This window comes from Yinghuangia sp. YIM S10712, assembly GCF_051388935.1.
Taxonomy (GTDB): Bacteria; Actinomycetota; Actinomycetes; order Streptomycetales; family Streptomycetaceae; genus Yinghuangia.
Window position 1 is genome coordinate 23,257 of the sequence record NZ_JBPKBI010000027.1, and the last position, 13,173, is coordinate 36,429.

Consider the following 13,173-nt stretch of genomic DNA (forward strand, 5'->3'; position numbering starts at 1 on the left):
TCGGCGGATTCCTTCATCAGGTCGAGGACCATGGGGCCGAACATTTGGAGGGTGGGGTTGTTGCCGGCGCGTTGGAAGCCTTGTTCGAGGACGATGGCGAGCTTCCACTTGGCGAGGATGAGGTAGTAGTCGATGTCGTCGNGACGTTCGGCTCGACTACCACGAAAGGCGTCGCGTGGTGTCCACTCCTTCCCGTCCCAGTGGCCATGAGGCGTCGACAGCGCGCGAGCGTCTGGTGTGGATGGACACCACCCTGTGGCGGCAGGCGCGCTTGCGGGCCGGCGAGTACGGCCTGGATCGGACGGGAGTCCTGGGGGCGCTGCTGTCGGCCTTCACCGAAGGCCGACTGAGCATCGAGGCGCCGCCGCAGGGCGCTCTGGGGCCGACCCGGAACGGAGTGGGACGGGCGGGCTGTAGAACGGGGCCGTTGCCCGACACAGTGTGGGAACGCGCTGATGTGGCACGGCGCCGCGCGGGCGTGAAGTCGATGCCGGTGCTGTGCGAACTGCTGCTCCGCGGCTTCGTGGACGGGCATGTCTCGGTCACCCTGACCGTGACCGGCGGCGTCATCCCGGGGACAACCGGGATGCGGAAAGGAGCGGTCGCATGAGCGCCTCGGCGGGACACCACGAAGGCGAACTGCCCCGGCCGGAGCGGTCTCCGGACGCGCTGCGCCTGGCGCTGGCACGTCTGGCACCACATCGTCTGGCCGAGATGGAACGGCAGAAGAACGAGGCATTCCAGCTGGCCGCCCAAGCAGGCAGCCTCGGGCCGATCCGCGGATGGCTGACGATTTGGGCCGGCGAAGTAGAGATCGAGCGGCGACCCGACCTCCTTGCGCGCCGACGCGAAGCCGAGCACGCCCTGCAGACCCTCGACCGCCGGGATCCCGCGTGGGCGGCAGCGCGTGAGGCACTGCTCACGGTGCTGGCCGAAGCCCGCGAGGCCACGGCGTGAGTTGGGCGTGGGAATACGATCCGAGCGAGGAGCACGTCACCGCCGGCGCCCCGCCGACACTGATCCTGCAGGTTGAGGAGAAGGCCGGCGAGCTGGTCCGCGCTGCCGAAGCACTGTACGTCCACGGCGCAGCGTACGAAAGCACCTCCCCGCCCGGAGGAACCGCACTCGTGACAGATGGCATGTTCGTCTACCAGACGATCCCCCGCCACGAACGCGTCTACATTCTCCAAGTCACCGCGTGGTGACCGGCCTGAATGAGCAACTTGCCGGAGCCGTAGGGTGAGTTGCACGCGGTGGAAGTGCCGTTGAACAGCCCCCGCCTCCCGCGCGCACGGCCCCCGTCGAGGCAAAGTGTCGCTTCGCCCATCTCCCGGGCGATCGGGCGCTAAGGTCTGCTGGGTTGGTTGTGGGCGCGCGTTCCGGGGCGGGGTATGACAACAGCAAACTGGCGGGTCCGGCTCCTGACAGCGGTCGCCATGACACCGCCGACGGCGAACCCGCCTGGCACATCTGTCAATACGCCGCAAGCCACGACCGGTGGGGCGTGGCTGTGAGGAGTACGGACCAACTTTCTCTCGGCCTCGGGCCGCACGCCTACGCGCCCATCGACGTAAACCTGGCATCGGTCCCCTCACCGCGCGGAACCGTTGAGGGCAGGCGTCTTCGCTCGTTCGAAATCTGTGCGGGTGCGGGAGGTCTGTCTCTGGGGTTGGAGCGGGCGGGTTTCGATCCCATCTTGTTACTCGATCAATGGCCGGATGCGTGCGCGACGTTGCATATCAATCGGCCGGCATGGGATGTACGCGAGGATGATCTCCTCCGCTTCGATCCCGTCGATCATCAGCAGGTGTATGACGTGGATTTGCTGGCCGGCGGTCTTCCTCGTGTCAAGGGCACCGCTGCGGTTCACCGAGCAGAAAACAAGGACACTTCGGTCCAAGTCTTTCGTGCGGCGGTCGAGTTGGTGTACGGCGTCCAGCCTCGCGCGGTGCTTTTCGAGAATCTGCCGCATATCGTGACGAAAGAGTCGTACGAACCCCTCCGGCGATTCGTCAAGGAAGAGTTGGAGCATCTCGGTTATCGGCATGAGTGGTTCATCCTCAACGCCGCCGATTACCGTGTCCCGCAGGATCGCCCGGTCGGATTCTTGATCGCTTTCAAGGGTGACGCGATGGACGAATTTACCCTCCCGGAGCGCGTGTTGGATCCGCCTGTCACGGTCGGCGCGGCGTTAAGCGACTCCATGGCCGCCGGCGGGTGGCCCGGCGCGGCTGTGTGGGCCGCGCAGGCCGACCGCATCGCGCCGACCATTGTCGGCGGATCCCTCAATCGAGGGGGCGCCGACCTCGGCCCGAAGGGGTCGAAGAGGGTGTGGGCGCGCATGGGCGTTGACGGTGGCACTGTGGCAGACGCCGTACCGGGCCCGGACTTCGTGTGGGATCCGGAGCGCGGTCGCGCGGGCATGATGGCGCTCACGGTGGAACAGGTGGCGGTGCTGCAAGGCTTCCCGACGAGTTGGGGCTTCGTGGGACGGAAGACGTCCCGGTATCGTCAGGTCGGGCATGCCACTCCCCCACCCCTCGCGGAGGCACTGGGGCGGTCCATCCATCGAGTACTTACGTGTGATGGCACCCCTGCCCTGGGTCACGCATCGTGACGCTAGACTCGACGCCCATGGCCGAATCTCCGTCCGATCGGCCCGCACCTGCGCGTTCCCGGATCGTGGATCTGTTCGCCGGTCCGGGGGGTCTCGATGTCGCTGCCCAGGTTCTGGACGTTCCCGCCGTCGGGATCGAATGGGACGACGACGCCTGTCTCACCCGCGCGGCCGCCGGATTGCAGACCGTGCACGGTGATGTTCGCGATTACAACCCCGAAGTCGCTCCCTTCCAGGACGCGACCGTCCTCACCGGCGGCCCGCCCTGCCAGACGTTCACCGTGGCCGGCTCAGGAGCCGGACGACGGGCGCTGTACGACGTTTTGGCGCTCGTGACGAAGCTCGGCGAGGCCACCGACCCGGATGACCTGGATCTCGTCCTGAAGGAGGCCGAGGCGTTCGACGACGAACGCACAGCACTCGTTCTGCAGCCCTTGAAATGGGCTCTTCACGCGCACTTTCTGGGTCGCCCCTATGAGGCCATCGTCCTGGAGCAGGTTCCGGCGGTGCTCCCCGTGTGGGAGGCGATGGGCGAAATCCTCGAACGCATCGGATACCGGTTCCCCGTCCGGTCGCGGCCGGGTTCTGAGCAATCCACGGATCGGGACGACGACTTGCACCTTCCTCTGGCAATGACCGAACCACGCTCCGAACCACGCGCGTTCGTGTTTCGCACAGAGGAGTACGGCGTCCCGCAGACACGTCGCCGGGCCGTCCTGATCGCCCGTCTGGGATCGACACCCCGTTTTCCCGCTCCGACACATCAGCGCTACCACAAGGGCGTCAAGCCGCAGGCTGGGCCTTCGGAGCTCCATCCCTATGTCTCCATGGGCCAGGCTCTCGATCGCACGGACAAGTTCGTGGTCGTCTCGAACTACGGCAGCGGAGGCGATCCCCGGGCCCGCGGGCGCCGCGATTCGTCGCTGCCGTCCGCCACGGTCACCGGGAAGATCTCTCGCAACCGGCTGGTCGACAGCGCCGGCAACGATCTCGGTCGCTTCACCGACGCCGAGGCCGGGTGTCTCCAGACGTTCCCGCGCGCGTACCCGTGGCGCGGCAAAGGGCTTGCCCAGCAGATCGGCAACGCCGTCCCGCCGCGTTTGGGCGTGCACATCCTCAGCGCCGCACTCGGACTGCAACCGCCCACGGAAGACGTGTGGAAGCGACTGCGCGAGTGGCTGCCGCCCGAGCGCAAGGACGGATGACGCGGTTCCTCTCGGAACCGACGTGGGAAGCTCCTTACGGATTCTCCTTCTTGCCTCGTTCGCGAACTGGCGCCTCGGCAAGAAGCCCTGCAAAGAATTCCGCAAGTCTCTTCACGGCATGGGCGTCCACACGGCCGTCGTCGGGTCCGTCCGGCAGGCGTTCCCACGGCACGTCGGGATCGTGTTCGGCGTCGGCGATCCAGTCGAGCAATGCCTCGGTGTCCGCCGGGGCGTCCGGCGCCAGGACGTCGTAGATCAATGTGCTGCCGGCCGCGTTGACGGCCGCCGACAAAGCGTTGATCCGGTCTCCGAGCCGTGTCGCGTCGGCCGGCAGGTCCTGCAATACGCGAACGATCGCAAGTGCCGTGGGGCGATGATCGATCACGTCGAGGCGCAGGGTGGTGTTGAGGAGGTCCTGAACCTGACAGGCGGTCACCACAGGCTTGTAATCCGGGCCGTCACGGAAGAGCTCCGCCACCCACCACAGACGCGAGAACGCCTGGGTGTAGTGAATACCGCTGAAGCGCGAGGCTTCGGCGATCTCCTTTCCTTTGTGGCGCCACACCACATAGTCCGGTGCGATAAGCATGGCCATGTGATTCCAGAGACGGCGGTCGGCGGCCTCGGCACGGGTCATGCGCAGCGTCGCGTGCAGTCTGGGGGCGAGCCACCCGTCGGCCGCGGTGCGTCGGTCCGCGAAACGGTGCATCGCCTCGTCGATCAACTCCCGTATCGGGGCGGTGCGTCCGCGCTTCTCCGCCCAGGGCAGCGGTTGTGCGACTTTGCGCAAGGCGACTTGCGGTGGCCTCTCCTGCCCGCTCTGCATGCCGCGGCTGAGGTGCTTGGCCGCCACCGCGTCCGAAAGCAGGCCCAGCACGGGCGGGATGTCGTGGGGTGCTGTCGTGGTCATCGGGCGGCTCCGCTCGTCCCGCGTCCGGCAGTACGCACGGCCTGGGTCAGCTTCCTGGCGATGCGGCTGCGTTTGCCGGCCGCGAACTGAATACCTGTCTGGAGTTGGGACCAGCCGGCGCCACTGGTGCGGCGTTCGTTGATCTCGTAGAGAGCATCGGTGAGTTGGCGGTCCGGAAGGACGTCGGGAAGCATCGTCCGGACGACGGATTCGCGCCAGCCCGTGGGCATGACGGGTGTCCCGTCCTCGTCCACGTCGAGATCGCTGATCGCTGTGTGGAACATCGCGATCCATGCGTCCTGGGCAATCTGACTCGCCGCCATATCCCGTACGAGGCTTGCCTGCGAGGTCGCACCACCGCTGTGCAACACATCGATCAGGCCTTCGACGCCCGCGGTGTTCAGGTACACCTTGGGTGTGTCGTCGCTGGTCTCGACAATCCACGGAGAGTCCTGGAACGGCCGCAGCCACGCGTGCGGTCCGTCGCGGAAATCGATTTCGACGATCTCGATCTCACGTCGACGAGTGGGCGTGGACTCCATGAGGTCGACGTACCAGTCGTCTTCGGCCGTGCCGATGAGTCGTCCGGCGATCCCGTCGACGGTGGCGACCACGCTCACCCCCAGAGACGCACGGCGCAGGTGGTGCGCACGATGCAGTTCGACAGTGCCCTGCCAGTCACCGGTTTCGTCTCGGGAAAGCCGGGCGGTGGTACGGGCGTTCGTCGTCTTCTCGGTCAGCACCGCGAGGCAGACCACGTCCGACCATCGTTGCTCGGCCAGTTCCGCTTCCGGGAGTCGCACTCTGACGCGCAGATCGGCCTGCGCCCACGACTCGCGGCCGGACCGATGCAGCGCGACCGTGCGTTCGGCGGTGGACACTTGAGCGTACGGGAGAGGGGAACCGTCCACGGAGACGGACAGGACCTCGACGGCGATGTCGCCGAAGAGTGTCGGATAAGGGAAGACCGGCTTCACTCGTGACCTCCACGAGCCTTGAGGACGTCGACGGTGAGGCGGGCGAAGCCGCTGCGCACCGGATGAGTGGCGGGATTGGTGATCCCGGTGAAAACGGCGGTGCGAACCCCCGGAGAGACAACGATGTTGCCTCCTTCGGCACGGCAGCTGTCCGAACCGACTAGAAGCGACCACTCCACGGTCGGTCGTCCTCCCGAGCGGACGTCGAACTTGGCGACGGGGGTGAGCAGCCACGGATCGTCCGCGGCGGGCACCTTCAACGAGACCGTGACGTTCCATGCCCCGTCGTCCTCGATGTGGGCGTTGATCGCTCGCACAGTCGGGAAACCCGTGCGGCGGCCGGCTGCTTCCGTGCCGACTCCGCCGTCCAGGGTCAGGAGTTCGCGCAGTACGGCGGGGCCTTTACGGCTGCTGCTCTCCTCTCGACGGACGGCGAGCGCTCGCACGGCCTTGTCGATCTCTTGGCGGAACTCCTTGATGCGGCTCAACGCACCACGTTCGTACGCTGTCGTCAGCTCCTCGGTACGATCCCACCGGTCGTGCTCGGGAGGTTCCGACGCACGCAGGAAGGCCTCGGCCGCGTCGACGTCTTCGCCGGCACAGCCGGTGGCGTGACCGGCGAGAAGAACCGCCTGAAAAGGCATGGTGCCCAAGGGAAGGTCGCGGGGGCGGTGTTCCGTGACGGTCATGCGGTTGCCGCGCATGCACACCACACGGTTGAAGCGCTCGTCCCCGTCGTCGGCGGGGGTGAGCAGCAGAACGGCACAGTGTTCTCGTCCCTTGTCCCGGGAGCGGCCTGTGCCCTTGAGCGGCGTGACGACAAGCGGCACCTCGACCCGGGCGACTTGATCGCCGGCCGTGATGCCCTCCACGGTCGCTCCGTCCAGGTACGCCTGGAGGGCTCGGGAAAGGGCGGCATGATGCGCGTGCGGGTCGACGCGCTCCTCCGGGATGACCACCTGACCGTTGCGCAGGGTGGTGACCCGCGCGTCCAACAGCGGCCCGGCGGCCTGTCCGGAAACCATCGCGGCCCAGAACCCGTCGGCGAGTGAACGGACGAGCTTATCGTGCATCTCCTGCAGTTCCTCGGCGTCGCCGGAGGCGTCGTGGGCACCGACGACGAGGAAAGATGTCCCGGAATCGTCGCCTACGCGGCCCAAGTGCAGGTCGTGGACAGCCTGTTCGTCGGCCCACCATGATCGGACGACGCCCTTGTGAGTGGGGTCGGTGTCCGGCTCCCCGAGCCAGGCCGGCCCCGCGAACGCCTCGCCGTCGACGGCGTGCCAGGGCAGGTCGAGTCGGCCGATGACGCGTCGATGCATACGCCCTTCGTGAGGCTCGGACAACGTCGAGTTCATCAGCACGAGACCAAAACGGCTTGTCGCCCAGAGAGTTGCCTTGCCCAACCCGTAAGACCCGCCGGCCCGCCCGCGGTTGGCCTTGTGTGAATCCAACGTGCGGCGAACGACCGCCGCGAACCGCCCGTCGCCGTACTCGGGTCCGGTCAGACCCGAGGCGTTGTAGTCGTCCACACGAAGGAGCAACATCGTGCGAGTCTGGGCGAGTTCGTCGAGAGCCCAGCGAAGGCTCCGGGAGACTTTCTGGTCCCCTGCGGCGGCCTCCTCGTAGTGCGGAGCAAGTTCCTGCCACCGCACGGCCGTCAGGAATGCGTCAAGGTGTTGCCCGCTCAACTCGTGCAGCGAGTAGTGGACGCGTACCGGAGCCGCGGGATCGCGCCGCTCGTCGAGGGAATTCTGGGTGGCCTCACGGGCGAGAACGGACAGATCCGCGTCGAACGCGAACGCCGCGACGTTGCCGTACTCACGGCCGCCGTCGCTGTGTGCCGGGCGATGCCGCCAGGTCAGGGGGACGGTCGCGATGTCGGCGGTCCGGGTCACGAGCGACGTGATGTCCGTTCCGAGGATCCTCGCGATCTCGACCTTGGTGTCCTCGCGCGGTTCCGCGCGACCCGTGATCCACGCCGAGACCGCGGCCCGTGTCTTCCCGAGCTCAAGCGCCAGTTGCGCCTGGGTGATCCCCGCCCGCCGAAGCTGCCGGCCCAACCACGGGCCGAACGGTTCTCCTTTTGGCTCTGTCGTCATCCTCATCCCGTCGTACTCGACCATCCCATCACCCTGCTCCGTACGGGCGGATTGCGGGACTGCAAACGGCATGCTACCAGGCACTTTTGACGCTTCTTCATGTGTCAAAAATCGTTGTCATCGAACGCGGTGAACGGATCCCATAGAGAGACGGCACCCCTCCTCACGCTGCGCCTCCCACGATCACGGCGCGAACTCGCTCTCGTCGTAAGCGAATCGCTCGAACCGCCGATGGAACTGCCTCTGGACAAGCCCAAGTTCGATCAGTACTCTCGTCGCCCATCGGGGGTCCGGTGACCGACCGCAGCTGGGGGCTGTGGCTCACCGTTCGTCGACGCGGCGACAAGCAGCCTTGGGGGGCTCGCTCGCGCACGACCACCATCGTCACTCTCAGTTGCCACTCGGCCACAGCACTTGGCCAAGCCCGCGTGTGCGCGTTTAGCACAAAGTCCGGCTTCACTCAATCTCGCGAGACCCGATCCACGCGGTCTTGCGGGGCTTGACCATGGCCGCGAATCAAGCGACTGCTCTGCCCGCACACCGATCTCAGGAGAACAGCGTTGGTCTTCACAGCCTTCACGCGACCGGGCCTTCCCAACGGGCCGGTTCTGCGCAAGATCGCCGAACTCACCGAACGAGCCCGGGGCACCTACGCGTTCAATCCCGACCGGGTGGAAGAGGACGCCAACGGCGAGCGCCGCATCCACCAGGGCGGCTACGGCGACCGCCAGCTCTTCGAGTTGGTCCAGAACGCAGCCGACGAGTTGCGTGACCACGACGGCGGACGCATTCACGTGATCCTCACCGAGGAGCATCTGTACTGCGCGAACGAAGGAACGCCAGTGACCCCCGAAGGCGCGGACACGATCCTGCGCATGGGTGTCTCCCGAAAGCGTGGCGGCCAGATCGGCCGGTTCGGGGTCGGCATCAAGTCCGTCCTCTCCGTGACCCGTACCCCGCAGTTCTTCAGCACCTCCGGTTCCTTCGGCTTTGACGCCTCCTGGTCGGCGGTCGAGATCCTCGCGGCCGTCAACAAAGGTCGCGCGGATCGCGGTGAGCCTCCGCTCACGACGGTCGGGGAGACACCCGTGCTGCGCCTGGCTCGACCGTTGGACGTCGAAGCCGAATGCGCGCGTGACCCCTACCTGCGCGAGCTGCTGGAATGGGCGACCACCGTGGTCCGGCTGCCCCTGTTGCCAGGAGCCGCAAAGCTGCTCGGGGGCGACATCCATCAGCCGAGGAAGACGCCTCGCCTCGATGGGGACCGCGAGGAATTCCCCGTGCAGTTCCCGCTCTTCTCCCACCACGTGGGCACCGTCGTCCTTGAGGACATCCGGTCGTTGCCCAAGCTCCGCCGCGAGATCACGGTCGAACACCACGACATCCGTCACACGGTGCGCGAGTCACGCGGAGGCGCACACCTCAATGAGAGGAAGTTCCGCGTCTTCTCGGTGTCGCACGCCGTGACCGACGAAGCCAGAGGCACGGCGGGCGAGCTGCACGACCGTGTCCGGATCGACGTCTCCTGGGCCGTTCCGGAATACGAAAAGAGGCCCGACTCCGAGATCCTGGGTGTGCCCAACGAGCGTGGCAGGTTTTGGTCCTTCTTCCCGACCAAGTACGAGACGACCCTCAGCGGCGCCCTCAACGCCGCGTGGAAGACGAACGAGGACCGCCAAAACCTGCTGACCGGCAGCCCGCTCAATGAGGAACTGCTGCGCGTCGCCGCCGACTTGATCGTCGACTCGCTCCCCCCATTGGTCGAGGCCGACGACCCGGGTGCGTATCTCCCCCTGCTTCCGGGACGCACCAAGGAGTCGCCGAACTGGGCTTGCGCCCGGCTGACCGATCTCGTGTGGGCCCGTGCGGCGGTTCGTCCGTCCCTTCCCGACCAGGACGGCGTGCTGCGGACGCCGAGCCAAATCCGCGTACACCCCGACGGTCTGAGCACGGTCGCGCTGAATCTGTGGAGGATGTACGACAAACGACCCCGTGATTGGGTCCACCACTCCATCGACGCCACCAAGAACCGCCGGGGCAAGACCAATCACATCCTCGGTGCTGCCAAGCAGGAGATCCAGGGCATCCGCGCCTGGCTGGAGGCCTTGGTCGAGGACGGTTCGCACGAGGCATCCGCAGCCGCGATCCGCCTGCTCTCGCATCTCCTCGACGAGCTTTCGACAAGCGACCTGGCGGAAGCCCGGCAGGCCCGCATCGTGTTGACGGCGGACCACGGATTCGTCGCCGCCGTCGCCGGAAAGGTGTTCCGCCGCTACACGGACGGGGACGGACTTCGCGACGATTTGGTCTACGTCGACGGGCGCATCTCCGACGAGCCGTCGATGCTGAGGCACCTCGACCGGCTCGGTATTCGCGACGCGGACACGCGCGGCCGCTTCCACAGCGTGCTCGACCAAGGCTTCGAGCGCTACTCCTCCGACTCGTGGGCCCGCTTCTGGGAGCTGTTGAGCAGTGCGGGCGGAACGACCCAAGTGCCCGCCGTCCGCGAAAAAGTCCCGAACTTCGCCGAGGTTCTGCGCGTGCGAACCATGGGAGGGGCGTTCCACCCGCTCAAGGACTGCCTGTTGCCCGGACCGGTGGTCCCCGGTGACGGCTCGCGGGACGCGGATATCGCCGCCGATCTCGGTTTCCACGACCGGGCGGTGCTGCAGCAACTCGGCGTGCGGGATCGGCCCGGCATCAGCCATCGTCCCGAGCGGGATTCGTGGTTCGACGACTACCACGGCGCGGTGCACGAGGAGTACCTCGAAAGCCTCGAAACCACCGAGTCCCGCATCATGAAGACCACTGTGCGCCTGGAGGGTTCCCCGACAGCCGGTCCGCTTCATCTGTTCCCCCACCTGAGTGCCGAGGGGAAGGCCGCTTTCCTGGAGGCCACGCCGACCGAAGGCATCGTCGAGACATGGGTACGACAGATCGGCCGCAACGCCGGCACCCGGGTGGCCGTCGAGTCCCCGATCCGCTGGCTGCTGCGGACACAAGGAACGGTTCATACGTCCAAGGGAATTCGTCCCTTGTCCGAAGCTGTCGGCCCGCAACTCGCCGCATACTCGAATGTGTTGCCCGTGGCGACGCGCCTCGCCCCCGAAAAGGCACGCCGGTTGCGGTTGCCGGCCTCGGTGGATGAGGTCGAGCCAAGTGCGTGGTCGGAGCTCTTGGAGCTCGCCAAGAGCAGCACGGACGACAAGCTTGTGGGCTTCGCATACGCGACGCTCATCCGCGTTGCCCTGGAACTCGTGGAGGCGGAGCCGACCGTCCGGTGCCGAGTCGGCAACACATGGGAGATGCGCCCCGACGGTGACATCGCCGTTGCCATGACCCAGGACGAATATCAGGAGCTGATCCGCGAGAAGCACCCCGCCCTGCTTGTCGATGCCGCGGGAGACCGCGAGCAAGCCGAACACATGATCACCCAGTGGGGCATGCGCCGGGTCTCCGACGTGGTCGAGAAGCGTGTGAACGCGGTTCCGGTGGGCGAGGCTGTCTCGCTGGTCGACGAGTACCCGCCACTGCGGCAACGCCTGGGCAATCGCGCCAACGGGCTCTCCCTTCAACGCTGTTCGGATATCCAGGAGATCGTGCGAACCCCCAACGGCACGCGGGAGACGCCTATCGACGGCACGAAGCAGGAGAACACGGTCCTGGTCAAGGCCGACGCGTCTTCCGAGGAAGCCCTCGTCATCGCCGACCGCGAGTTCGGCTGGGGGCTGGGCCCGGCCGGCTGTCGCACACTCATCGAACGTCACCGGCAGCAGCAGGCGGATCGCGCCTACCAAGCGCGGCTCGACGGCATTCGCCGCTCTGAAAGCGTGATCGACAAGATCGCCATGATGATCGACGAGGAGGATCTGCGGCGGGGGCTGCCCTCTGGATACCTGGCCAGCGAGATCTCCGAGACAGGCAGGGAACCGGACGCGCGGCGACTCGCGGAAATGGCATACAACGCGCACGACGAGCGCATTCTCCACCACTATGCCAAGGATATAGCGGCGCAATTCCCACTTGCGCCACAACATTTCAACGGTAGTCGCCAGGCTCTCCAGTTCGTGGCCGACTTGGGCTTCCCCGATTCCTTTGCCGGAAGCCGTGCCCCCTCTCCCGCAGAGCGCATCGAGGTACTCGGACCGACAGAGTTCCCGGCTCTGCACCAGTATCAGGAGTTGTTGGCATCAAACCTCACCGCAATGTTGATGCGCCCCACTCCGCAGCGTGCAATGCTGAGTCTCCCCACTGGCGCCGGCAAGACTCGCGTGACGGCAGAAGGCGTGATCCGGTGGGTACGCGCACAAGGCATACCTTCTGGGCCAATCCTCTGGATCGCACAGACCGAGGAGCTGTGCGAACAGGCGGTGCAGTCGTGGAAATTCGTCTGGGAGAAAGTAGGGGCCGATCAGCCACTCGTGATCGACCGGCTGTGGAGCTCCAACTCCGCGACACCGGTGTCAGGGCGTCCGCACTTGGTCGTGGCGATGGATGCGAAACTGCGCATCCATTTGAACACGGAATCTTATGCATGGCTGCGCCAGGCGTCTTTGGTCATCATCGACGAAGCGCACGTTGCCAACGCCCCCCAGTACACCGAACTCCTACGGAACTTGGGCCTGACCCACTGGCACACCGAACGTCACTTGGTGGGCCTCACCGCCACACCTTTCGTCAAGGACACAGAGCGTACCCGACTGCTGGTCCAGCGCTTCGGCGACCGTCGCCTGGACGACGGGATTTTCCCGGGCGACCCGATCCCTTACCTACAGTCCTTGGGGGTTCTGTCGCAGGTCGAGCACCGTGAACTTCAGGGCGCCAAGACCTACCTCGACCACGAGGAATTGATGAAGGTCGAACGATTCAGCGGTTATCTTCCCAAGGGCGCCGAACAGCGCCTCGCGGAGGACGAAATCCGCAACCAAATGCTAATCGACGAGATCACCAAATTGCCCAAAGACTGGCCGATCCTTGTCTTCGCTACATCCGTGGCTCACGCGAAATTCCTGGCAGCCAAACTCGGTGATCTCGACATCCGCGCCAGGGCCATCGACGCGATGATGCCCACCGCCGACCGCCGAAAGTGCATCGATGCCTTCCGCAAGGGCGGCATCCGCGTCATCACCAATTACGGCGTTCTCACGCAGGGATTCGATGCTCCCGCGACGCGCGCCGTCATCATCGCCCGCCCCGTCTACAGCCCGAACCTCTATCAGCAGATGGTCGGCCGCGGCCTGCGTGGTCCCCGCAACGGCGGCAAGGACACCTGTCTGATTCTCAACGTGCGCGACAACATCACGAACTACGACAAAGAACTGGCGTTCACCGAGTTCGAATACCTGTGGAATCGAGTGTGATA

9 protein-coding genes are annotated in these 13,173 nt (G+C 66.0%); 6 read left to right on the plus strand and 3 right to left on the minus strand.

Features of this window, described 5'->3' with window-relative positions; genetic code table 11:
• Nucleotides 1–178 precede the first annotated feature (178 nt).
• The 5 genes from ACRX5W_RS30540 (at nt 179) to ACRX5W_RS30560 (ending at nt 3,822) form a co-directional block, all read left to right on the plus strand.
• The gene (locus ACRX5W_RS30540; protein ID WP_436791621.1) at nt 179–610 is read left to right on the plus strand and encodes a hypothetical protein; all 432 of its coding nucleotides are present in this window, start codon (nt 179–181) and stop codon (nt 608–610) included.
• Complete coding sequence (locus ACRX5W_RS30545; RefSeq protein ID WP_436791622.1) at nt 607–957, plus strand: hypothetical protein; 351 nt, start codon at nt 607–609, stop codon at nt 955–957. Before ACRX5W_RS30540 ends, ACRX5W_RS30545 begins: the two co-directional genes overlap by 4 nt.
• On the plus strand, nt 954–1,205 hold the full coding sequence (locus ACRX5W_RS30550; protein WP_436791623.1) for a hypothetical protein: 252 nt from the start codon (nt 954–956) through the stop codon (nt 1,203–1,205). Before ACRX5W_RS30545 ends, ACRX5W_RS30550 begins: the two co-directional genes overlap by 4 nt.
• A 431-nt stretch (nt 1,206–1,636) precedes the next feature.
• A complete protein-coding gene (locus ACRX5W_RS30555; RefSeq protein ID WP_436791636.1) occupies nt 1,637–2,617 on the plus strand; it encodes a DNA cytosine methyltransferase in 981 nt (326 codons plus the stop codon).
• 17 nt (nt 2,618–2,634) lie between these two features.
• Nucleotides 2,635–3,822 carry a DNA cytosine methyltransferase gene (locus tag ACRX5W_RS30560; RefSeq protein ID WP_436791624.1) on the plus strand — a complete coding sequence of 396 codons (1,188 nt, stop codon included), beginning with the start codon at nt 2,635–2,637 and terminating at the stop codon, nt 3,820–3,822.
• A 34-nt stretch (nt 3,823–3,856) separates the two neighbouring features.
• Here the strand turns inward: ACRX5W_RS30560 and ACRX5W_RS30565 are convergent, their stop codons facing one another.
• Genes ACRX5W_RS30565 through ACRX5W_RS30575 form a run of 3 tightly spaced genes read right to left on the minus strand, consistent with a single transcriptional unit; the run spans nt 3,857 to nt 7,835 of the window.
• Nucleotides 3,857–4,732 (minus strand): DUF6339 family protein, encoded by an 876-nt coding sequence (locus tag ACRX5W_RS30565; RefSeq protein ID WP_436791625.1) that lies wholly within the window; start codon nt 4,730–4,732, stop codon nt 3,857–3,859.
• Nucleotides 4,729–5,709 carry a hypothetical protein gene (locus ACRX5W_RS30570; protein WP_436791626.1) on the minus strand — a complete coding sequence of 327 codons (981 nt, stop codon included), beginning with the start codon at nt 5,707–5,709 and terminating at the stop codon, nt 4,729–4,731. Before ACRX5W_RS30570 ends, ACRX5W_RS30565 begins: the two co-directional genes overlap by 4 nt.
• Nucleotides 5,706–7,835, minus strand: a complete 2,130-nt coding sequence (locus ACRX5W_RS30575; RefSeq protein ID WP_436791627.1) for a helix-turn-helix transcriptional regulator — start codon at nt 7,833–7,835, stop codon at nt 5,706–5,708. Before ACRX5W_RS30575 ends, ACRX5W_RS30570 begins: the two co-directional genes overlap by 4 nt.
• A gap of 536 nt (nt 7,836–8,371) precedes the next feature.
• Between ACRX5W_RS30575 and ACRX5W_RS30580 the strand changes: the two genes are divergently transcribed.
• On the plus strand, nt 8,372–13,171 hold the full coding sequence (locus ACRX5W_RS30580) for a sacsin N-terminal ATP-binding-like domain-containing protein (RefSeq protein ID WP_436791628.1): 4,800 nt from the start codon (nt 8,372–8,374) through the stop codon (nt 13,169–13,171).
• Nucleotides 13,172–13,173: the final 2 nt, after the last annotated feature.

What these genes read in the sequence shown, in the direction of transcription:
- ACRX5W_RS30560 (WP_436791624.1), top strand. Translation starts at nt 2,635, where the DNA reads ATGGCCGAATCTCCGTCCGATCGGCCCGCACCTGCGCGTTCCCGGATC.
- ACRX5W_RS30545 (WP_436791622.1), top strand. Translation starts at nt 607, where the DNA reads ATGAGCGCCTCGGCGGGACACCACGAAGGCGAACTGCCCCGGCCGGAG.
- ACRX5W_RS30575 (WP_436791627.1), bottom strand. Translation starts at nt 7,835, where the DNA reads ATGGTCGAGTACGACGGGATGAGGATGACGACAGAGCCAAAAGGAGAA.
- ACRX5W_RS30565 (WP_436791625.1), bottom strand. Translation starts at nt 4,732, where the DNA reads ATGACCACGACAGCACCCCACGACATCCCGCCCGTGCTGGGCCTGCTT.